This is a genomic window from Actinomycetospora sp. TBRC 11914 (genome assembly GCF_012933465.1).
GTDB lineage: Bacteria > Actinomycetota > Actinomycetes > Mycobacteriales > Pseudonocardiaceae > Actinomycetospora.
In genome coordinates, this window is record NZ_JABBND010000028.1 from 33,315 (window position 1) to 53,158 (window position 19,844).

Genomic DNA, 19,844 nt, shown 5'->3' on the forward strand with positions numbered 1-19,844 from the left:
CGATGGGCCCGTGCGGCGCGGGACCTTGGTCACTACTGCGCGTCGCCGGGCAGGCCAGCATGCCGGGGCATGTGGGGTAACTTCGGCCGCCGCTCCTCCTCGACGGTCACCGTGTGCTGGCTCCGCCGGTCGATCCGACGGCAGACTGGACCCCCGGAATTGACTCCACAGTTCCCGAGGTGATCATGCGGCACTCCAAGACCGCCGTGCCCCCGCCCCCGTCGCAGCTGGTGGAGCGGGCCGGGGTCCGCGCCCTGCTCGAGGAGTACGGTGCCCCGGACGAGCTCGGGCGGGTCGTGCTCGTCAGCGCCCCCGTGGGATACGGCAAGACCGTCGCGGTGGCCGACTGGGTGCGCAGTACCCCGGGCGTCCCGACGGCCTGGGTCTCCCTCGACACCGGCGACCGTGGCCACGCCGCGTGGTGGGACTGCGTCCTCGGCGCGCTCGCCACGTGCGACGGTGTCCCCGAGGACAGCCCGCTGCGGCGGGTGCCGCCCCCGGGACCGGACGACGACGGGCCGGACGTGGTCACGGCGGCCGTCCTCGACGGCCTCGACCGCCTACCAGGCCCGATCCGGCTGGTCCTCGACGACGTCCACGAGATCGTGGGCCACCCCGCCGAACGGGGCCTGCACGCGCTGGTCCGCTACCCGCTGCCCGGGGTGACCCTGGTGCTCTGCAGCCGGTTCGACGCCCCCGTCGGGGTCGACCGGCTCCGCCTCCAGGGCCGCCTCACCGAGCTGCGGGCCCAGCGGCTGATGTTCGACGTCGAGGAGGCGACGCGGCTCTTCGAGGCGGCCGCGGTGGACCTGGCGCCCGAGCAGGTGCAGACCCTGGTGGACCGCACCGAGGGCTGGGTCGCCGCCCTGCGGCTCGTCGCGCTGTCCCTGCGGTCGGCGCCCGACCGCGCGGGCGTCGTCGCCGCCTTCGCCGGCGATGACCGCTCGGTGGCCGACTACCTCACCGACGAGGTGCTCGACCGCCTCGACGGCGAGGAGCGCCGGGCTCTGGAGGCCGCCAGCGCCTGCGGCCCCGTCGCCGTGGACCTCGCCACGACGCTCACCGGCGACGCCCACGCGGGCGACGTGCTGGCCCGGCTGGACGCCACCACCGCCCTGGTCACGGCCACCGACCGGCACCGGGAGCGCTACCGGGTCCACGAGCTGCTGTGCTCCCACCTGCTCGCCCGGCTCCGCCGCGAGCACCCGGAGCGGCTCCGCGCGATGTACCACCGCGCCGCGGCCTGGTACGAGGCGGACGACGACACCGCCGCCGCGGTGCACTTCGCGGCGCTCGCCGGCGACGTCGCCGGCACCGAGGCGCTGCTGCGCGACGACGCCGTCGAGCTGCTGGCGTCGGGCCGCTTCGCCGCGCTGCGCGAGCCCGGGCGGCTGGTCGAGGCGCGGGGCGAGGACGTCCGCGCCCGGCTGGCCCTCGCGCTGGCCGCCCTCGAGGACGGCGACGTCGAGCACGCCGGTGCGCTCGTGGCGGCCCTCGGCCCGGAGCCCGCGGACGGGACGCACGAGTCGACCGTGCTGGCGAGCATCGTCGGGGTCCGTCTCGCCCTGGCCCGCGACGAGCGGGGCCGGGCGCGCGACCTCGCCCGGGGGATCCGCCCGGAGTCGGTGGACGTCGCGCCGCTGCGGGCCCTCGCGCTGGTGAACCGGGGCCTCGCGCTCGCCGGGGTCGACCCCGAGCAGGCCCGACGCGACGCCGCGCAGGCCCTCGCCGCCACCGAGGACCGCGACCGGCCGCTGCTGGTCCTGCAGGCGCGGACGGTCCTCGGGCTCGCGGCCGTGTACGGGCACCGGCCGCGCGACGCGGGCACCCACGCGGCCGCCGCGCTCGATCTCGCGGCCCGCCACGGCGGCGACCGGACGCCCTGGGCGGCCGCGGCGCTGCTCGTCCAGGCCGTGGTGCACCTGCTGGCCGGCCGCCCGGACGAGGCCCTCGCCGACGTCGCCCGGACCGGCGGCCGCAGCCCGGCCCCGGAGGTCCTCGCCGCGGTCCGGCGGGCGGCGGAGCACGACGCGGGCAGCGCGATGCCGGACGGGCTGCGCCGCCCCGACGCCGCGGCGCCGGCGGACGCCGAGGGCCGGGCGGCCCTGGCCGTCGCCGCGCTGCTCGACCAGGACCTGGCCCTGGCACGCGGGCGGGTGCGCGACGCCGGCGAGGTGACCCACGCCGTCCGGCACCGGCTCGAGGGCACGGGCGACCTCGCGGTCCTGCGGGCCCGGGACGCCTGGGCGGCGGACCAGGACGCCGAGGCCCGCCGGTTCCTGGGGCCCGTGCTCGACCGGACCCACCCGTGCACCGTCACGGGGCTCGCCACCGTGCAGGCCTGGGTGCTCGACACCGAGATCGCCCTCGCCCGCCGGCAGATGCCGCTCGCGCGGCAGCGGATGCTCGCGGCCCTCGACGTCGCGGGGGAGCAGGCGCTGCTGCGTCCGCTGCTGCAGGCGAGCCCGGCGCTGCACCACTACCTCGCCGCCCGGCGCGGCATGTTCGGCGAGCACGAGGGCCACGTCGGCCGGGTGCTCTCGGGGGCGCGGGTGCAGCCCACGGCCGGCTGGGTGGCGCTGACCGACCGGGAGCGGGAGGTCCTGGCCCTCCTGCCCACGACGCGCTCGGCCGCCGAGATCGCCGAGGACCTGGCCGTCTCGACGAACACGGTCAAGACCCACCAGCGAGCGATCTACCACAAGCTGGGCGCCGGGGGCCGGCGGGACGCCGTGACCCTCGCCCGACGCGCCGGCCTGCTGACCCACTCGGCGTGAGGACCGGGCCGCTCGTCCGGTGCGGGTGAGGCGCTCCCTCACCCCTGCCGGGCGGCGCGGGCACGGCGGGCCGTCGTGAGCATCGCGTTCACGACGAGCCCGAGGAGCAGCAGGTCGCCCACCATCTGCAGGGTGACCACGATCCGGGCCCCGGGGGAGAGCGCGGTGATGTCCCCGAAGCCGACCGTCGCGAACACCGTGACGGTGAAGTACAGCGCGTCGACGCGCGACAGGTGCTCGGAGAACGCCCCGGGAGTGCCCTCCGACCACCGGAGGTAGGTCGCCGCGAAGAGCACGATGAACAACGTGACGGCGATGGCGAGCGCCTCGGCCGCCCGGAGGCCGGGGTGCTGGGCGCCGCTGATCGCCAGGAACTGCCACACGACGATGGCGGCGAGCGCCAGCAGGCCGACGACGAGCAGCGCCACCGCGACCGCGATGGGGGCCGCCGCGAGCGGCAGCACCGAGTACAGCGTGAGCAGCACCGCGACGCTGAGCACCGACCGGACGACGGACGCCGCGACCTTGCCCCACGGCGGGAACATGCTTTCGGTGCCCGGCGCCTCCCCGCTCATCCGCCGAACCTGGCACGCCGCGTCCCAGGGGGTCTCACCCACCCCGGATGAGTTCGACGCTCACTCTCCACGGGTGAGGACCGCGACGGGGTGCGCCGGTCACCCTCGCGGGCGTGATGCTCTGGCTCTACCTGCGCTACATCGCCCGACACGCTCACGACCTCCCGTGGGTCCACCTCGTCGTCGGCGCGTTCGGCAACGCCGCCTTCGTGGTGGGCAGCATCTTCTTCCTCTACCCGTCCCTGACCCGCACCGGGACGTGGCTGTTCGTGGTGGCGTCCTGGGGCATGCTCATCGGCGTCACGGGGGAGATCGCGGTGCGCTACGAGGCCCGCCGCCGGGCGCGGGGCGAGGCGGTCACGCCGCCCGGCCCGACGACGACCCCGACGACCCCGACGACGCCGGCGTCCTGACCCGTCGATCAGGCCCCTTCGGCGCCGTCGAGGGCGGCGGTGACGATGCCGTCGGCGTCGATGCCGTGGAGGGCGTAGGCGCCGGCGAGGTCGGAGGACTGGCCGAAGGTGGTGACGCCGAGGTGGCGGGCGTGGACCCGGTGGATACCGGCGAGGAAGGCCAGCGTGTGGGGGTGGCCGTCGATGACGGTGACCAGCGGGGCGGCCCGGTCGGCGGGGAACGCGGCGTCGAGGACCCGGCGCTCACGGTCGCCGTGGTGGGCGCGGAAGAGCAGGTCGGCGCTGGTCACGACGACGACGTCGGCGGGTACCTCGAGCGCGTCGAGCCGGTCGGCGGCGGCGAGCGCGGCCGGGACGGTGGCCCCCTGGGCGGCGATGGTGACCTGGGGGCGGCTCGAGCTGCGGCGGAGCAGGTAGCCGCCGCCGACGACGCCGCGGCGGCGGCGTTCCCGGGCGGCCGGGTCGGTGGGGACGGCGGCGAGCGACTGGTCGATCGGGGCGGTCGAGAGGCGCAGGTAGGTGGAGGACCCGTCGGGGCGGCCGAGGCGGCCCAGCCCGTCGAGCAGGCACCAGGTGACCTCGACGGCGAAGGCCGGCTCGAACGCCACGCAGCCGGGCTGCTCGAGCCCGATCGACGGGGTGGTGATCGACTGGTGGGCGCCGCCCTCGGGGGCGAGGGACACCCCCGACGGGGTGCCGACGAGAATCGACTGGCCGCCGGCGTACATGCCGAAGGCCCAGGGCTCGAGGGCGCGGGAGACGAACGGGTCGTAGAGCACCCCGATCGGGAGCAGCGGCTCGCCCCAGCGTGACCAGGTGGCGCCGAGCTCGCCGAGCAGCCCGACGAGGTTGGTCTCGGCGATGCCGAGCTCGATGTGGCGCCCGGAGGGCTTCTCGCGCCAGTGCAGGATGGTCTCGGCGTCGTCGTCGAACCAGTCGCGGCGCTCGCGCACCGACCACGTCCCGACCTTGTTCAGCCAGCCGCCGAGGTTGGTCGAGGACGCGACGTCGGGCGCGACGGTGACCAGCCGCGCGGCGACCTCGGGGGCCTCGCGGGTGAGGTCCAGCAACGCGCGGCCCAGGGCCTGCTGGGTGGTGCCGTGTCCCGACGGGGTGCGCCCGGCGTCGGTCGGCACCTCGGGCGTGGTGACCGTCCCGGCGTCCTGCGGGCGGTCCAGGCGGGCGGCGGTCTCCTGGCAGAGGCGGGCCGCCGCGGAGTCGGGGGGCAGCGGTCGCCAGGGGTCGTCGAGGTCGGCGCCGACGTGGGCGGCGAGCTCCCGCATCTGTGCCTCGGTGAGCAGGCTGGAGTGGTTCTGCGGGTGGCCCTGGGTGGCGAGCCCGTAGCCCTTGACGGTGTAGGCGAACACCACGGTGGGGCGGGTGTCGTCGATGGCGTCGAACGCGTCGAGCAGGGCGCCCAGGTCGTGCCCGCCGAGGTTGCGGATGGCGGCGTGCACGGCGTCGTCGTCGATCGTCGCGAGCAGCGCGGCGATCGCCTGCGGGTCGTCGGGGTGGGAGGTGCTGCCCTCGCCGGGGACGCGCTCGCGCAGCTGTTCGGGGGTGCAGCGCAGCAGCCGCTGATACTCCGGGTTGGTCATGCCGTCGATGCGCCGCCGCAGCGCGGACCCGCCGTCGCGGGCGTAGAGGTCCTCGAGGAGCCGGCCGTACTTGACGGTGATGACCTGCCAGCCGGCCGCCTCGAACAGGCCGTGCAGCCGGGTGACCGAGATGTCGGGGACGACGCGATCGAGCGACTGGCGATTGAAGTCGACGACCCAGCAGACCTCGCCGAGCTCGCGGACCATCGGGTCCAGGACGGCCTCCCACACCGCGCCCTCGTCCAGCTCGGCGTCGCCCACCAGCGAGAACTGCCGCCCGAGGACGCCGCGGGAGGCGGCGCGGGCCCCGACCCCGTGGGCGTAGCGGCGGGCGATCGCCCCCCAGATCGGGGCGGTCGCGCCGATGCCGACCGAGCCGGTGGAGTAGTCCACCGGGTCGGGGTCCTTCGAGCGGGACGGGTAGGACTGCAGGCCGCCCTTCTCCCGCAGGGTCGTGAGGTAGCGGGCGTCGAGGCGGCCGAGCAGGTGGTTGATCGCGTGCAGCACCGGGCTCGCGTGGGGCTTGACCGAGACCCGGTCCTCCGGGCGCAGCGCCCCGAACCACAGCGCGGTCATGATCGAGGTGATCGACGCCGACGACGCCTGGTGGCCCCCGACCTTCAGCCCCCCGGGATTGGGCCGCACCCGGTTGGCGTGGTCGATGATCGCGGTCGCCAACCACAGCACCCGGTCCTCCACCGCGCGCAGCACCTCGAGGTCCTCCGCGCCGGTGGCGGCGGGCGCGGGCATCGTCGTCGACATCGGGTCCCCTCGGTCGGCACGGCGGTGGGGCCCAGTCTCACACTTCGCGGCTCCGCCGCGTGTGCGTGTGTTTCCGTGCCGGGGCACGGGAACGCACGCACCAGGGCGGAGCCCTAAGGTGCCGCCGTGCCCGAGACGATGCGCGCCCTGGCCCACCACACCGCCGGCGGGCCCTTCAGCGAGGTCGAGCTCCCCGTCCCGACGCCGGGTCCGCGCGACCTGGTGGTCGAGGTGCGGGCGGTATCGGTCAACCCGGTCGACACGAAGGTCCACGGCGGCGACCCCGGCGGCGAGGCGAAGGTGCTGGGCTACGACGCGGCGGGCGTCGTCACCGCCGTGGGCGACGAGGTCACCCTGTTCTCGGTCGGCGACGAGGTCTACCACGCCGGCTCGATCGCCCGGCAGGGCACGAACGCCGGGTTCCACGCGGTCGACGAGCGCATCGTCGGGCCGAAGCCGCGCACGCTGTCGTTCGCCGAGGCCGCCGCGCTGCCGCTCACGACGATCACCGCGTGGGAGACGCTGTTCGACCGCTTCCGGGTGCGCCCCGACGACGGCGGCACCCTGCTGGTGATGGGCGCCGCCGGCGGGGTCGGCTCGATGGTCATCCAGCTCGCCCGGGCGCTGACCGGGCTCACCGTGATCGGGACCGCGTCGCGGGAGGAGTCGCGTCGCTGGGCCACCGACCTCGGCGCCCACCACGTGATCGACCACCACGACCTCGTGGCCGGCACGGCGGCGGTCGCCCCGGACGGCGTCGACCTGGTCTTCTCGCCGCGCACCGCCGGGATGATCGAGACCTACGCCGAGCTGCTGAACACCGGTGGGGAGATCGTCGCGATCGACGAGCCGGAGGGCCTCGAGACCCTGCCGCTCAAGGACAAGAGCCAGACGCTGCACTGGGAGCTGATGTTCACCCGGCCGCTGTTCGAGCCGCCGGACATGGTCGCCCAGCACGACCTGCTCGCCCGGGTGGCGGAGCTGGTGGACGCCGGGACCGTGCGCAGCACCCTCGTCGAGCAGCTCGAGGGCCTCACCCCCGAGAACCTGCAGCGGGCCCACGAGCGGGTCGCCGACGGGCACATGGTGGGGAAGATCGTGCTCACCATGTGAACGGATGTTGTCGCCCGAGCGACAACATTCGTTCACCTGGCACGTCACGGTCGTGTCCCTACGCTGTTCGGGGTGGACTGGTCGATCCGCGACGTGGCGCCGCAGGAGCGCGAGGCGCTCGTCGGTCTCTGGCGCCGCGCCGTCGAGGCCACCCACCACTTCCTCGGTGCCGCGCAGGTCGACGAGCTCGAGCCGCAGACTCGCGCCGAGCTGGCCCGGGCCGCGATCCGCGTCGCCGTCGGCCCCGACGGCGCGCTCGCGGGCTTCCTCGCCGGGACCGGCGGCGCGGTGGACGGGCTCTTCGTCGACCCGGCCGTCCACGGGCGCGGGGTGGGGACGGCCCTGCTCGACGATGCCGCCGCCCGCCACGCGGTGCTCACCCTGGACGTCAACGAGCAGAACCCGGCCGCACGCGACTGGTACGCGCGGCGCGGGTTCGTGCAGACCGGCCGGTCCGAGACCGACGACGACGGGCGCCCCTACCCGCTGCTGCACCTGCGCCGGGTGACCCCGCCCCGACCGGGTCCGGACCGGGCGCTCCAGAATGACCGACGAAGGGACCCGCGCGAGGGGACGCGGGACCCCGAGTGAGAACGAGGGCGATGTGACCACCCATCCGACGAACGTCGTGACCGCCGACCTCGCCCCGCCGCGGGCGTTCGACCAGGCCTGCCGCATGGTCGTCGACTACCTGGCCGAGGCGCTGCCGATGGGCGCCTGGGCCGTGACCCGGGTGGCGGGGGACCGCCAGACCATCCTGGTGTCGCACGACGAGTCGTACGGGCTCGTGCCCGGGGTCGAGGGCCGGTGGGCGCTGTCGATCTGCCGCACGATGGTGTCGGGGGAGACGCCGCGCGTCATCCCCGACACCGGGCGCCTGCCGGTGCTCTGCGACGTCGTCGAGGCCGCGGCCGAGGGCGGCACGACGGTGGCGGCCTACGTCGGGACGCCGGTGCTCTATCCCGACGGCGAGCTGTTCGGCACCGTGATCGGGATCAACCAGGAGCCCCTCGACGCGGGCTTCGTCAGCCACGAGTCCCTGCTCGACCTGCTCTCCAGCCTGCTCTCGAGCGTGCTCGAGGCCGACACCAACGCCGTGCACTCCGCGCGGGAGCTCGAGCTGGCGGTCTCCGACGCCGAGACCGACACCCTGACGGGCCTGCTGAACCGGCGCGGCTGGGAGCGCTGGCTCACGCGCGAGGAGGAGCGGTTCCGCCGCTTCGGCGACCCGGCCTCGGTGGTGATGATGGACCTCGACGGGCTCAAGCGGGTCAACGACACCCAGGGTCACGACGCGGGCGACGCCTACCTGCGACGCGCCGCCGAGACGCTCCGGTCGGTGACCCGGCGCGGCGATCCGGTCGCGCGGCTCGGCGGGGACGAGTTCGCGATGGTCGCCACCCTCGACCCCGACGACGTCGGGTCGCTCGTCGCCCGCCTGCAGGAGGCCCTCGACGCCGCCGGGACGCCGTGCTCGGCGGGGGTCGCTCCGGTCGGCGTCGCCTCGGGGTTCGCGGAGGCGATCGCGGTGGCCGACGCCGCGATGTACGAGGACAAGCGGGCCCGGCGGACCCCGGGTCGTGACGCGGGCGGCCCCGTCGTCGTCGATCCGCCGACCACCACCCCCTATGCCCCGGAGGGGTCCTGACCGACCCCGACGGGGTGGTTCGGCCGCCCTCGGAGGCGTCGGTGTCGGTTCCCGGTGGTACGAGGGAGTCGACCGGTGGGAGGGCGCCGGCGATCAGGGGGGTGGTGGTGATGCGCGCGTCCACGCCGCAGGTGGCGCCCGAGCTCGCGCCGCCGCGGGCCTTCGACCAGGCCTGCCGCATGGTCGTCGACTACCTCGCGGCCGCCGCGCCGATGGGGGCCTGGGCGGTCACGCGGGTGGCCGCCGAGCGGCAGACGGTGCTGGTCGCCGCCGACCACGCCTACGGCATCCGGCCGGGGGCGGACATCGCCTGGTCGCGGTCGCTGTGCCGGACGATGGTCGGGGGCACCACCCCGCGGATCGTCCCCGACACGGCCGTGGTCGCCGGGCTCACGGCGGCGGTCGAGGCCCAGGGGGAGGCGTCGATGCCGGTCGGGGCCTACGTGGGCACGCCGATCGTGGCGCCCGACGGCGAGCTGTTCGGCACCGTCGTCGGGATCGACCCCCACCCGCTGCCCGCGGCCGAGCTGGCCCGGGAGCCGCTGCTCGACCTGCTCTCCAGCCTGCTCTCGAGCGTCCTCGCGGCCGACGGGGCGGCGGTGGAGGCGGCGCGGGAGCTCGAGCGGGCGGTGTCCGACGCCGAGACCGACCCGCTGACCGGCCTGCTGAACCGGCGGGGCTGGGAGCGCTGGCTGGAGCGCGAGGAGGAGCGGTTCCGCCGCTTCGGGGACCCGGCGTCGGTGATCATGATGGACCTCGACGGGCTCAAGACCGTCAACGACGTCGAGGGCCACGACGCCGGCGATCGCTTCATCTGCCGGACGGCCCACACGCTCGCCCACGCGGTGCGCACCGGGGACCCGCTCGCACGGCTGGGGGGCGACGAGTTCGGGCTGGTGGCCTCGGTCGGGATCGAGGACGCGGCCCGGCTCGCCGACCGGCTGCAGGCGGTGCTGCTCGACGCCGAGGCGCCCTGCTCGGTGGGTGTCGCACCGTTCCGGGTGGACGCGGGCTTCGCGACGGCCATCGCGGAGGCGGACGCGGCGATGTACGAGAACAAGCGGGCCCGGCGGGCGGGCGGCCTCGCGCCGGTCGTGGTGCGCGGCGTGCCGGAGGCGCTCTCCGAGGCGACACGTACAGCGTCGTGAGTGGTCGGCCCGGTCGGGCTTGATCACGGGCACACGGGGCAGCCCGGGAGCCTGTTGATCATGCGCCGTGTGCCCCTCGGGGGCGGGGCGGGCCGGGCCCTCGACGCTCAGTCGGCCGGGACGAGCTCCAGCAGGTAGGCGGCGTCCGGGTCGACGGTGGCCTCGTCGGGGAGCCGGCCGATCTCCGCCGGGTCGGCGCCGTCGACGACGCAGCTCACCCGCGCGACCCGCCAGTCGGCCCGGCCCGCGGGCACCGCGCGGGCGAGGACGCCGTCCGCGGCCCACAGGTAGGGCTCGGCGGTGAGCCAGCCGGACACGACGACGTCCTCCCCGGGACGCAGCGGGGTCGCCGCGAAGGGCACCACCGCCCACGTGCCGGCGCAGAGCACCGTGCCGGCCCGGACCCCGTCGCCGTCGTGGGGGCACTCCACCCGCCCGCGCGCGGTCGTGAACCCGGGTTGCTCGCCGGCCTGCCGGAGCCCGGGCGGGTCGGCGGGCTCGGCCGAGGCCGAGGCCGAGGTGCCCGTGACGGCGAGGGCGAGCCCGGTGGTGACCTGCTCGCCCACGCCCAGGCCGACGTACTCGCCGTCGGCCAGCATCCACGCGGGCACGATCGCCACCACTGCCACCCGCGTCACCGTAGTGACGACCACGACGGGCCCGCGTCAGTCGAGCGGCGGGAACGCCGTCGTGTCGCGGACGCCGAGCGGACGCAGCCGGGCCACGAGGACCGCGTCGGCGGGTGGTGGGTCGGGCACCGACGGGATCTCGACCGGCGGCGAGGGGGCCCAGCCGTTGCGGGAGGCGCGCAGCAGGCCGGTCACCCGGTAGCGCCGGCGGCACAGCGCGACCACCTCCCCGTGCTCGGTGCCCGGCGCGAGGTCGGGGTCGAGGTAGAGGGCGCCCCCGATCCCGGTGCGGCCCTCGACGGGCGCCGTGCCGGACCAGAAGAGCGGGAAGAGCCGGCCGCCGGTGTCGAGCACGCTCACCGGCGAGGCGGGGTCGGCGCCGCCGGGCAGCGAGGTGAGCACGGTGCCGATCGCGTCGACGAGCCCGATCTCGTCGATCGACCAGCCCGAGGCCCCGGGGACGGCAGGGGTCACGGCGGCGACGAAGATCGCCGGTGCGACCTCGAGCTCCTCGCCCACGACCAGCCGGGGCAGCGCCCCGCTCTCCAGGAACGGGGGCGGGAGCTGGACGGCGAGCTCCTCGTCGCCGTCGGTGCTCAGCCGCTCCGCCGCGCGGGCGGCGGCCAGGGCGGCCTCCCACCGCCGCCGGTCCGCGCGCTCGAGGTCACCGGCGACCCGTACGGGGCGGCGTCGGGGTCGACCTGCGGGCCGCCTCACGGTCGTCCGCGCAGCGGGAGCGACGGGATCATGGAGCGCCTCCGGGGGATCGGGTGCCGATACCCCTTGGAGGCCCGCGGCGGCCGATCGGTTCCCGCTCAGGCCCGACGGATCGTCGCGCCTCGCAGGCGCAGGCCGCCCGGGCCGTGGCTGGCGGGGCCGGTGACCACCACCTCCTGGCCGAGCAGCCCGGCGACCGCCGCCGGGTCGGGCGCCGTGCCGAACAGCGCGGGGTCGGTCTCGGGGACCACGCCCTCGACGACGACGTCCCGCCCGGCGTCGTCGAGCACCCGGACGATCCCGCGGCGCAGGTCGACCCGGTCGAGGCGGCCGCGGACCGTCTCCGCCGCACCGTAGGTCCGTGGCGGGCCGGAGCGCGGCCACCGCGCGCGGGAGAGGTCGCCGGGCCGGAAGCTCGCCTCGCGGAACCGGGATCCGCCGAGCGACGCCGTGCGCGAGGTCCGCTCCAGCGCGTCGAGCAGGTCCACGCAGGCGTCGCCCAGCAGCGGCGTCGTCCACGGCGGCGGCACCTCGTTCCACAGCCCGCGGACCAGCTCGAACAACGCGTCGGTGACCTCGTGCTCCAGCCCCTCGCCGAGCACGTCGTCCTCGCCCACCGCGAAGCGCAGCACCGTCGCACCCGGATCGACACCGACAAGGCGCAGCCGCGCGGACCGCTCCACCACGCCGGCGCTGCGGCCGGGCCAGCTCTGGTCGACCAGGTGGCGCGCGATCCGCGTCGTCAGCAGCTGGAGGGCGCCGACGAGCGCGACGAGGCCGCCCGCGTCGATCTCCCCGTCGCGGTCCGGCCCGCCGTGGAGGCGGACGACGAGGTCGTCGGCCACCGCGTCAGTCCCGCGTCGCGAGCACGGCCCGTCCGCGGGGCGAGAGCTCGTAGCCGACCGGGAGCGAGTGGGTGAGGCCGAGCGCCTTGAGCTTGCGGACGTCGGCCTTGAACGGCGCGGTCTCGCGACCGAACGCGGCGGCGAGGTCGGGCGCCCGGCGCCCGGGCTCGGCCGCGATCGCGCGGAGCGTGGACCAGGCCCACGGGCCGTGTCCGCTGCGCCGGTCCATCGCGTCGAGCTTCCCGGCGACGACGGCGGCCTCGGACGGCGACGGTTCGCTCGCCGCCAGCTCGGTGCGGGGGTCGGGCTCGTCGAGGCGGTGGAACGGACCCGGAAGAGCGGCGTGGCCTCGTCGGCGTGCCGGCCGGCCTCGGCGAGCAGCGTGGCCGCGGTGTCGAAGCCGGCGCGCCGGGCGTCGTCGTCGGTCACCGACGCGGGGTCGACCTCGGCCACCTCGTCGACGGCGAGCCGGCCCGCGACCGTGCGGTACGGGCGGCCCGGGCGGACCTGGGCGCGCTTCCAGCGGCGGAAGGTCAGGTCGACCTCGCCGCGCGCGATCGGTTCGGCGAAGCGCTGGGCGAACAGCACCGGGCCATCATCGCGCACCTACGCTGGAGGACGTGGCGCGGACGGGGCTGGGGTCGAGGACCCCGGAGGTCGTCTGGAACCGGCTGGCGCACCGCCGCGGGGAGCTGTTCAGCCGCGAGCTCGCCCCCGAGCGGCACGCCCACTGGTGGGCCCGGCGCCACGACGGCTGGGCCGGACGGCTCAACCGGTGGGTCGACCGGCTGCGCGACACGACGCTGGAGAACATCCCCTACGTCGACCCGACCGCCGCCGGCGACGGCGCCCGGGTGCTGCTCCTCCTGCACGAGCCGGCCGCCGACGCCGAGGACGGGTGCGGCTTCGTCAGCCGCTACGCCAACGACGCGGTGTCGGCCAACCTCTACCGCGCGGCCGACCGCGCCGGGCTCGAGCAGGAGGTGACGCTGCACTGGCACCTCGTGCCCTGGTGGATCGCGAACCCCACCCACGAGCCGCGCCGCCTCTCGGGCGAGGTCCTGCGCGCCGCGCCACGCCTCGGCGAGTTCCTCGACCTGCTCGGACCGTCGCCGCGGGAGGTGGTCCTGCTCGGCGCTCCGGCGGCCAAGGCGTGGGAGGTGCTGACCCGCCGCGGCCGGGTGCCCTGGCAGCTCACCACGGCCACCGTCTCGCGGGCACCGCACCCGAACCCGCTGGTGCACGACCGCCTCGACCCCGTGACCGGGCGCCGCAACGGCGACCGCCTCGTCGAGATGCTGCGCGACGCCGGCCGCCGCGCCCGCGGCGAGGAGGTGCGCCCGGCCCGCACCTCACCGGTCGCGCGTCGCCCCTTCTGACGGCGGCTCCCTCAGGCCGAGGGGCGCTCCACCGCGGTGTGGTGGGCGGCGACGAGGCGCACGACGTCGTGGGCGGTGCCCCAGCACAGCGCGAGCCCGCTCCCGCCGTGGCCGTAGTCGTGCACGACGAGGCCGTTCCCCCGCTGTTCGACCTCCACCCGCGTCGTGGGGCGGGCCGGCAGGATGCCGGTGTCGATGCGCAGGACGCGGGCGTCCTGCAGCGCCGGCTCCGCCTCGCGGCAGCGGTGGAGGATCTCGCGGGCCTCCTCGCGGTCCGGGGTGGCGTCCGTCCGGCCCGGCACCCGGACGCCGCCGAGGTGGACGCGGTCGGCGTGGGGGATCACCGAGGTCCACCGCCGCGCGTCGGAGATCTCGACGAGGACGCGGTGCACGCCGGGGTTGTCGGTGACGACGTACTGGGAGAACAGCGGGCGGACCGTCGGGTCCCCGGCGAGCTCCCGGGCGCCGAGGCCGGCGGCGAGCACGACGACGGGTGCCTCGGCCAGCGCCTCGTCGAGCGACTCCACCCGCCGGAGCACGACGGTCCCGCCGAGCGCGGCCAGCCGCTCGAGCATCCACCGCAGGTGGCGGGGCAGGTCGACGACGGGGGCGCGGTGCGCGAGCCCGCGGTCGAAGCCCGGGGGCAGCGTCGTCGGGACCGCGAGATCGGGGAGCATCGACAGCTGGTCGGGGAGGGCGTGCCGGTCCGGCACCTCCCCGACGGTGAGGGCGTCGACCATCCGCACGCCGGTCTCGGGATCGACCGCCAGGCGCCGGTAGTGCTCGAGGGAACGGGACGCCCACGCGAGCGACGAGGCCAGGGGGGCCTGGTAGGTGGGCTTCCAGACGCCCGCGGCGTGGGCGGACGCGGTGGCGGTCGGATCGTCAGCGGTCCAGACGCGCACCCGGTGACCGGCCTCGGCCAGGGACACCGCACAGGACAGCCCGACGACACCGGCGCCGACGACGACCACCTCGGTCTTCGTCACACGGGCCTGCTCACGCACGCGCGGACGGTAACCCTCTGCGGTTCGCCCCGTGGTTGGGAGGCGCTCCGTGTCACCCGGATGGAGGTCGTGCTCTGGTCGGAGCGAGCGGCGAGTCACGCCAGGTCTCCTGAGGGGGACCGACACGACGGCGCCCGGGCCGGCGTTGGCCGCGGGCGCCGTCGGGGCGGGATCTCAGTCCTTGAAGACGTCCTTGATCTTCTCGCCGGCCTGCTTGATGTTGCCCTTGGCCTGGTCGCCCTTGCCCTCGGCCTCGAGCGACTCGTTGCCGACGGCCCCGCCGACGGCCTCCTTCGCCTTGCCCTTGAGCTCCTCGCCCTTGTTCTCGACCTTGTCGGCGTCGCTCACGGCGTCTCCTCTCGGTGCCGGCTCCGGGTCGGCTCGACCCGGACGCCCGCGGTGGTACCCGAAGTCCACCGCGGCGGAACCCCGCGTTCGCGGCACCGCGCGGTCAGAGGCGCGCTCAGCGCTGCGCGAACCCGGTGAGCCCCTCCTCGGGGCGCTCCTCGACGTCGACCCCGGTGACCTCGGCGCGGGCCGGCCCGCGGCCCGCCCAGGCGAGCATCTGCTCCACCGCCGCGTCGTCGCCCTCCACCAGCAGTTCGACCGAGCCGTCGGGGAGGTTGCGCACCCAGCCGGCGACCCCGAGACGCTGCGCCTCCTGCTCCGCGCTCGCCCGGTAGAAGACGCCCTGGACCGTGCCGTGGACGACGGCGTGTCTCGCGCTCATGACCGGCTCCGTACCCGCCACCGGGCGCGGCCGATCCTCGGCAGGGCGGGGTTGCCGGTGTGTCGAACATGTGTTCGACTCTAGCGCATGACGGCCGTGTTCACCCCCTCCCTGTTCGACGCGGTGCCCGACGACACGGGCCGGGTCGCGGCGGACGCCCTGCCCACCGGGCCGGCGGACGTCTCGTGGGCGGCGCTGCACCGCACCGAGCTCGACGAGCGGTCCTGGGTCGACGTGGTCCCGGGATGGATGCCGGGTGCCGACGTCTGGTTCCACGAGCTCGCCGTCGAGGTGGCGTGGAACCAGCGGCGCCGCCGCATGTTCACCCAGGAGATCGTGGAGCCGCGGCTGACCTGCGGGTGGGCGCTCGACGAGGCGCCCTCCCCGGCCGAGCACCTCGCGGCCGCCCTCGTCGACCGCTACCGCGAGCCCTTCGACCGGGTGTCGGCGAACTTCTACCGCGACGGCGCGGACTCGGTGGCCTGGCACGGGGACCGCGTGCGGTTCGTGCACCCGCGCCCGGTGGTCGCGATCGTCTCGCTCGGGGCGCCCCGGCGCTTCGGGCTGCGCGCGCTCGCCGGCGGCGACACCCGGTGGCTCACCCTGTGCGGGGGAGACCTGCTCGTCATGGGCGGGCGGTGCCAGCACGAGTGGCAGCACACCGTGCCCAAGGAGCCCGGTGCGGGGCCGCGGATCAGCGTGACGTTCCGGCACGGCGACCGCGGTCCGGCCGGCGCGCGCACCGAGCGGGCCCGGGACGTGCCGGCCTGGGCGCTGCGCTGAGCGCCGGCTCCCGTCCCGGTGGCGGCGGGCGCGTCGCCGCCCGGACCCGGCCGGGCCGGTCGGTAGCGTGCCCGCCATGCGGGTGCTGGGAGTGGACCCCGGGCTGACGCGCTGCGGGCTCGGGGTGGTCGAGGGCGCCGGCGGGCGCACGGTCCGCGCCGTCGCCGTCGACGTCGTCCGCACCCCGCCCGACGACGAGGTCGCGGCGCGCCTGGGCGCGGTCGCGGACGCGGTGGAGCGCTGGATCGCCGAGCACCGGCCGGACGTCGTCGCGGTGGAGCGGGTGTTCAGCCAGCACAACGTCCGCTCGGTCATCGGCACCGCGCAGGCGGGCGGGGTGGTCGCGCTGGTCGCGGGACGGGCCGGTCTGCCGGTGGCCTTCCACACGCCCTCCGAGGTGAAGGCCGCCGTCACCGGGTCCGGCCGCGCCGACAAGGCCCAGGTGACCGCGATGGTGCGCCGGGTGCTCGCGCTGGAGACGGCGCCGCGGCCCGCGGACGCCGCGGACGCGCTGGCGCTGGCGGTCTGCCACTGCTGGCGGGCGCCGATGAGCGCGCGGATGGCCGAGGCCGAGGCGCGGGCGAAGGAGGTCGCGCGGACGCACGCCGCGAAGCTCGCCGCCGCGCGTCGCGCCGCGGGCTCGACGGCGAGCGGAAGGGCGGCCCGGGGGCGCTGACGCCCGGGGCCCGTGGCGTGTCGTAGCGCCCCCGACGTCGGGCCCGCCCCGGCCGTGGTCCCCGGCCCCGTCCCGTGGCAGCGATGGCACATTGCCGGCGCTGGATGCGTGGACGGCGCCGTTCACCCAGGAGCCCGCGCCCCGTCCCGTGGCAGCAATGGCACATTGCTGGCGCTGGATGCGTGGACGGCGCCGTTCACCCCGCGGGCCCGCGCCTCGTCCCGTGGCAGCGATGGCACGTTGCTGGCGCTGGATGCGAGGACGGCGCCGTTCACCTCCGCGGCTCGGCCCCGTCCCGTGGCAGCGATGGCACATTGCCGGCGCTGGATGCGAGGACGGCGCCGTTCGCCCCGGGGACCCGCGCCTGTCCGGGCGGGCGGGCGGCACCCTCGCCGCGTCCGTGCGTACGACCGTGCCGCTCACCCGTCGGTGTCCCCACCGGCCTCCGCGTGGCGCCGCCGAGGGTGTCGGGGGCGCGCGGTAGCGTCGCGCTCGAACAGGTGTTCGCCGGTCGGGCCGGCAGCAGGGAGGTGGGGGTCGTGATCTCGTCCGTGCGCGGGGAGGTCCTCTCGGTGGGCCTGGACCACGCGGTCGTCGAGGTCGGCGGGGTGGGGATGGCGGTGCAGGCCACGCCGACCACGCTGGCCGGCCTCCGGCGCGGGCAGCACGCGCGGCTGGACACGGCGCTCGTCGTCCGCGAGGACTCGCTCACCCTCTTCGGCTTCGCCGACGCCGCCGAGCGGGAGCTGTTCGGGCTGCTCCAGACGGTGACCGGCGTGGGGCCGCGGCTCGCGCTGGCCACCCTCGCGGTGCTCGATCCGGCGGCCCTGAGCCGGGCGCTGGCCGACGGCAACCTGACGACGTTGATGAGCGTGCCGGGCATCGGTCGCAAGGGCGCCGAGCGGCTCGTCGTCGAGCTGCGGGACAAGGTCGCCCCGCCCGACTCCGCGTCGCCCGACACCGCGGACCCCGGGACGGCCGCCCCCTCGGTGGTCGCGGGCGGGACGATGCGCGACCAGGTCGTGGAGGCCCTGGTCGGGCTCGGGTTCGCCGTCAAGCCGGCCGAGAAGGCCGTGGACGAGACGGTGGGCGACCTCGGGGAGGGCGCCGGGTCGTCCGCCGTGCTCCGGGCCGCGCTGCACCGCCTGGGCCCCCACCGATGACGACGGGGCCGATGACGACGAGGCCGACGACGAGGCCCTCGACGACGGGGGCGAGGACGACGGGGGAGGCACCGTGAGCGGGGACGAGCTCTCGGCCGACCTCGAGCGGGCGCTGGCCGCCACCCGCGAGGCGGGGGACTCGGACCTGGAGAACCGGCTGCGGCCCGCGCGGCTCGCCGAGTTCATCGGGCAGCCGCGGGTCCGCGAGCAGCTCGACCTCGTGCTACAGGGGGCCCTGCGGCGCGGCCGGCCGCCGGACCACGTGCTGCTCTCCGGCCCTCCCGGCCTGGGCAAGACGAGCCTCGCGATGATCATCGGGACGGAGCTGGGCAGCGCCGTGCGCATCACCAGCGGCCCGGCCCTCGAACGGGCGGGCGACCTGGCGGCGATGCTCTCCAACCTCGTCGAGGGCGACGTCCTCTTCATCGACGAGATCCACCGTATGGCCCGCCCGGCCGAGGAGATGCTCTATCTCGCGATGGAGGACTTCCGGGTCGACATCGTGGTGGGCAAGGGCCCCGGGGCCACGTCGATACCGCTCGACGTCGCCCCGTTCACGCTGGTCGGGGCGACGACGCGGGCCGGCTCGCTCACCGGACCGCTGCGCGACCGGTTCGGGTTCACCGGGCACATGGAGTTCTACGAGCCGGAGGACCTCGAGCTCGTCGTCGCCCGCAGCGCGGACATCCTCGAGGTGGACCTGCGGCCCGACGGCGGGCGCGAGATCGCCTTCCGCTCGCGCGGCACCCCGCGCATCGCCAACCGACTGCTCCGGCGCGTGCGCGACTACGCCGAGGTGCGCGCCGACGGCACCGTGACCCGGGAGGTGGCCCGGGCGGCGCTCGCGGTCTACGACGTCGACGAGCTGGGCCTCGATCGGCTCGACCGCGCCGTCCTCGCCGCCCTCGTGCGCTCCTTCGGCGGCGGCCCCGTCGGGGTGTCGACGCTGGCGGTCGCCGTGGGGGAGGAACCGGGCACCGTCGAGGAGGTGTGCGAGCCCTACCTGGTGCGGGCGGGGATGCTCGCGCGGACGCCGAGAGGACGAGTCGCGACACCCGCGGCGTGGCGCCACCTGGGGGAGACGCCCCCCGAACGGGACGCACCGGACGAAATCGACGAGCAGGGCCCGCCGACGTTGTTCGGATGAGCTGGCAGACTCGGGGGGAGTACGTACGACGGATCGCTGGTAGCGCGGTCGGTCGGACCGCACGGATCCGAACGGAGCGAGATGGACCTCCTCTTCCCTCTGCTGATCGTCTTCATGATCGGCATGATCTTCTTCTCGAACCGGCAGCGGAAGAAGCAGCAGCAGCAACAGCAGTCCCTGCAGGACTCGATCGCGGTGGGCGACGTCGTCGTCATGACCTGCGGTGTCTCGGGCACCGTCGTCGACACCGACGACGAGAAGACCATCGACCTGGAGATCGCCCCCGAGGTCATCACCACGTGGCTGCGCGCCGCGGTGCGGGAGAAGCTCTCCACCGACCTCGACACGGTGCACGGCGGTGACCACCTCGAGCACCACGACCTCGACGCCGAGCACGCCGAGCTGACCGACACGGTCCGCCCCACGGGCGGCGCGGCCCCGCACGCCGGCACCTCGAACGGCGTCCCGGCCGCGGCCTCGGAGCCGCACGACGCCACGGCGACGGGGTTCTCCGACCCCACCGCCACCCCGAGCAGCAACGGCACCGACGGCGTGTCGGCCGGCTCGACCACGCCGCGGGACCCGCGGTCCTGAACCGCGGGTAGCCCGTCGCGCCCAGGGGGCCGCGCCGGGCTCCTACCGCACGGCCCGGCCCGGGGCGCACCGGGCCGGGTGCGATCGGCCGGACGGCGGCGGCCTACTCTGCGGGCTGGTCCTCGGCGTGCGCCGCCCGG

At 76.1% G+C, this 19,844-nt stretch carries 21 protein-coding genes; 12 read left to right on the forward strand and 9 right to left on the reverse strand.

Annotation, left to right across the window (positions count from 1 at the left end):
- Positions 1-185: 185 nt before the first annotated feature.
- Positions 186-2,777 carry a LuxR C-terminal-related transcriptional regulator gene (locus HH311_RS31135; RefSeq protein WP_248304337.1) on the forward strand — a complete coding sequence of 864 codons (2,592 nt, stop codon included), beginning with the start codon at positions 186-188 and terminating at the stop codon, positions 2,775-2,777.
- Positions 2,778-2,815: 38 nt separating this feature from the next.
- Here HH311_RS31135 and HH311_RS28660 read toward each other — a convergent pair whose 3' ends face one another.
- Positions 2,816-3,352, reverse strand: coding sequence for a potassium channel family protein (locus HH311_RS28660; protein WP_169187137.1), 537 nt, complete (start codon positions 3,350-3,352; stop codon positions 2,816-2,818).
- A gap of 116 nt (positions 3,353-3,468) precedes the next feature.
- Here HH311_RS28660 and HH311_RS28665 point away from each other — a divergent pair, with 116 nt between their 5' ends.
- Positions 3,469-3,765 carry a YrhK family protein gene (locus HH311_RS28665; protein ID WP_169187163.1) on the forward strand — a complete coding sequence of 99 codons (297 nt, stop codon included), beginning with the start codon at positions 3,469-3,471 and terminating at the stop codon, positions 3,763-3,765.
- 8 nt (positions 3,766-3,773) lie between these two features.
- Here the strand turns inward: HH311_RS28665 and HH311_RS28670 are convergent, their stop codons facing one another.
- On the reverse strand, positions 3,774-6,125 hold the full coding sequence (locus HH311_RS28670) for a transketolase-like TK C-terminal-containing protein (RefSeq protein ID WP_169187138.1): 2,352 nt from the start codon (positions 6,123-6,125) through the stop codon (positions 3,774-3,776).
- A gap of 126 nt (positions 6,126-6,251) precedes the next feature.
- On the opposite strand from HH311_RS28670, the gene HH311_RS28675 reads away from it, so the two are divergent.
- The 4 genes from HH311_RS28675 (at position 6,252) to HH311_RS28690 (ending at position 10,034) form a co-directional block, all read left to right on the forward strand.
- A complete protein-coding gene (locus HH311_RS28675) occupies positions 6,252-7,238 on the forward strand; it encodes a zinc-binding alcohol dehydrogenase family protein (protein ID WP_312030475.1) in 987 nt (328 codons plus the stop codon).
- Positions 7,239-7,310: 72 nt separating this feature from the next.
- Complete coding sequence (locus HH311_RS28680; RefSeq protein ID WP_169187139.1) at positions 7,311-7,829, forward strand: acetyltransferase; 519 nt, start codon at positions 7,311-7,313, stop codon at positions 7,827-7,829.
- A 13-nt stretch (positions 7,830-7,842) separates the two neighbouring features.
- Positions 7,843-8,886 carry a sensor domain-containing diguanylate cyclase gene (locus tag HH311_RS28685; RefSeq protein ID WP_312030476.1) on the forward strand — a complete coding sequence of 348 codons (1,044 nt, stop codon included), beginning with the start codon at positions 7,843-7,845 and terminating at the stop codon, positions 8,884-8,886.
- Positions 8,887-8,996: 110 nt separating this feature from the next.
- On the forward strand, positions 8,997-10,034 hold the full coding sequence (locus HH311_RS28690) for a diguanylate cyclase (protein ID WP_169187141.1): 1,038 nt from the start codon (positions 8,997-8,999) through the stop codon (positions 10,032-10,034).
- 107 nt (positions 10,035-10,141) lie between these two features.
- On the opposite strand, the gene HH311_RS28695 is transcribed toward HH311_RS28690, so the two are convergent.
- The 4 genes from HH311_RS28695 to HH311_RS31140 all read right to left on the reverse strand — a co-directional run bounded on the left by HH311_RS28695 (position 10,142) and on the right by HH311_RS31140 (position 12,454).
- The gene (locus HH311_RS28695) at positions 10,142-10,663 is read right to left on the reverse strand and encodes a hypothetical protein (protein WP_169187142.1); all 522 of its coding nucleotides are present in this window, start codon (positions 10,661-10,663) and stop codon (positions 10,142-10,144) included.
- Positions 10,664-10,699: 36 nt separating this feature from the next.
- A complete protein-coding gene (locus HH311_RS28700) occupies positions 10,700-11,380 on the reverse strand; it encodes a hypothetical protein (RefSeq protein WP_169187143.1) in 681 nt (226 codons plus the stop codon).
- 98 nt (positions 11,381-11,478) lie between these two features.
- Positions 11,479-12,225, reverse strand: coding sequence for a hypothetical protein (locus HH311_RS28705; protein WP_169187144.1), 747 nt, complete (start codon positions 12,223-12,225; stop codon positions 11,479-11,481).
- 4 nt (positions 12,226-12,229) lie between these two features.
- Positions 12,230-12,454 (reverse strand): hypothetical protein, encoded by a 225-nt coding sequence (locus HH311_RS31140; RefSeq protein WP_211190943.1) that lies wholly within the window; start codon positions 12,452-12,454, stop codon positions 12,230-12,232.
- A 391-nt stretch (positions 12,455-12,845) separates the two neighbouring features.
- Between HH311_RS31140 and HH311_RS28715 the strand changes: the two genes are divergently transcribed.
- The gene (locus tag HH311_RS28715; protein ID WP_169187145.1) at positions 12,846-13,604 is read left to right on the forward strand and encodes a uracil-DNA glycosylase family protein; all 759 of its coding nucleotides are present in this window, start codon (positions 12,846-12,848) and stop codon (positions 13,602-13,604) included.
- 11 nt (positions 13,605-13,615) lie between these two features.
- Here the strand turns inward: HH311_RS28715 and HH311_RS28720 are convergent, their stop codons facing one another.
- The 3 genes from HH311_RS28720 to HH311_RS28730 form a co-directional block, all read right to left on the reverse strand.
- A complete protein-coding gene (locus HH311_RS28720) occupies positions 13,616-14,593 on the reverse strand; it encodes an FAD-dependent oxidoreductase (RefSeq protein WP_211190944.1) in 978 nt (325 codons plus the stop codon).
- Positions 14,594-14,785: 192 nt separating this feature from the next.
- Positions 14,786-14,959 (reverse strand): CsbD family protein, encoded by a 174-nt coding sequence (locus HH311_RS28725; protein ID WP_169187147.1) that lies wholly within the window; start codon positions 14,957-14,959, stop codon positions 14,786-14,788.
- A gap of 115 nt (positions 14,960-15,074) precedes the next feature.
- Positions 15,075-15,341: an acylphosphatase gene (locus tag HH311_RS28730; RefSeq protein ID WP_169187148.1), complete on the reverse strand. Its 267-nt coding sequence runs from the start codon at positions 15,339-15,341 to the stop codon at positions 15,075-15,077.
- Positions 15,342-15,428: 87 nt separating this feature from the next.
- Here HH311_RS28730 and HH311_RS28735 point away from each other — a divergent pair, with 87 nt between their 5' ends.
- The 5 genes from HH311_RS28735 to yajC all read left to right on the forward strand — a co-directional run bounded on the left by HH311_RS28735 (position 15,429) and on the right by yajC (position 19,704).
- Positions 15,429-16,124, forward strand: coding sequence for an alpha-ketoglutarate-dependent dioxygenase AlkB (locus HH311_RS28735; RefSeq protein WP_169187149.1), 696 nt, complete (start codon positions 15,429-15,431; stop codon positions 16,122-16,124).
- Between the two features lie 76 nt (positions 16,125-16,200).
- Positions 16,201-16,800: a crossover junction endodeoxyribonuclease RuvC gene (gene ruvC, locus HH311_RS28740; protein ID WP_169187150.1), complete on the forward strand. Its 600-nt coding sequence runs from the start codon at positions 16,201-16,203 to the stop codon at positions 16,798-16,800.
- A gap of 539 nt (positions 16,801-17,339) precedes the next feature.
- Positions 17,340-17,963 carry a Holliday junction branch migration protein RuvA gene (gene ruvA, locus HH311_RS28745; protein WP_169187151.1) on the forward strand — a complete coding sequence of 208 codons (624 nt, stop codon included), beginning with the start codon at positions 17,340-17,342 and terminating at the stop codon, positions 17,961-17,963.
- A 73-nt stretch (positions 17,964-18,036) separates the two neighbouring features.
- On the forward strand, positions 18,037-19,110 hold the full coding sequence (gene ruvB / locus HH311_RS28750; RefSeq protein ID WP_169187152.1) for a Holliday junction branch migration DNA helicase RuvB: 1,074 nt from the start codon (positions 18,037-18,039) through the stop codon (positions 19,108-19,110).
- 81 nt (positions 19,111-19,191) lie between these two features.
- Positions 19,192-19,704 (forward strand): preprotein translocase subunit YajC, encoded by a 513-nt coding sequence (gene yajC, locus HH311_RS28755; protein WP_169187153.1) that lies wholly within the window; start codon positions 19,192-19,194, stop codon positions 19,702-19,704.
- Positions 19,705-19,844: the final 140 nt, after the last annotated feature.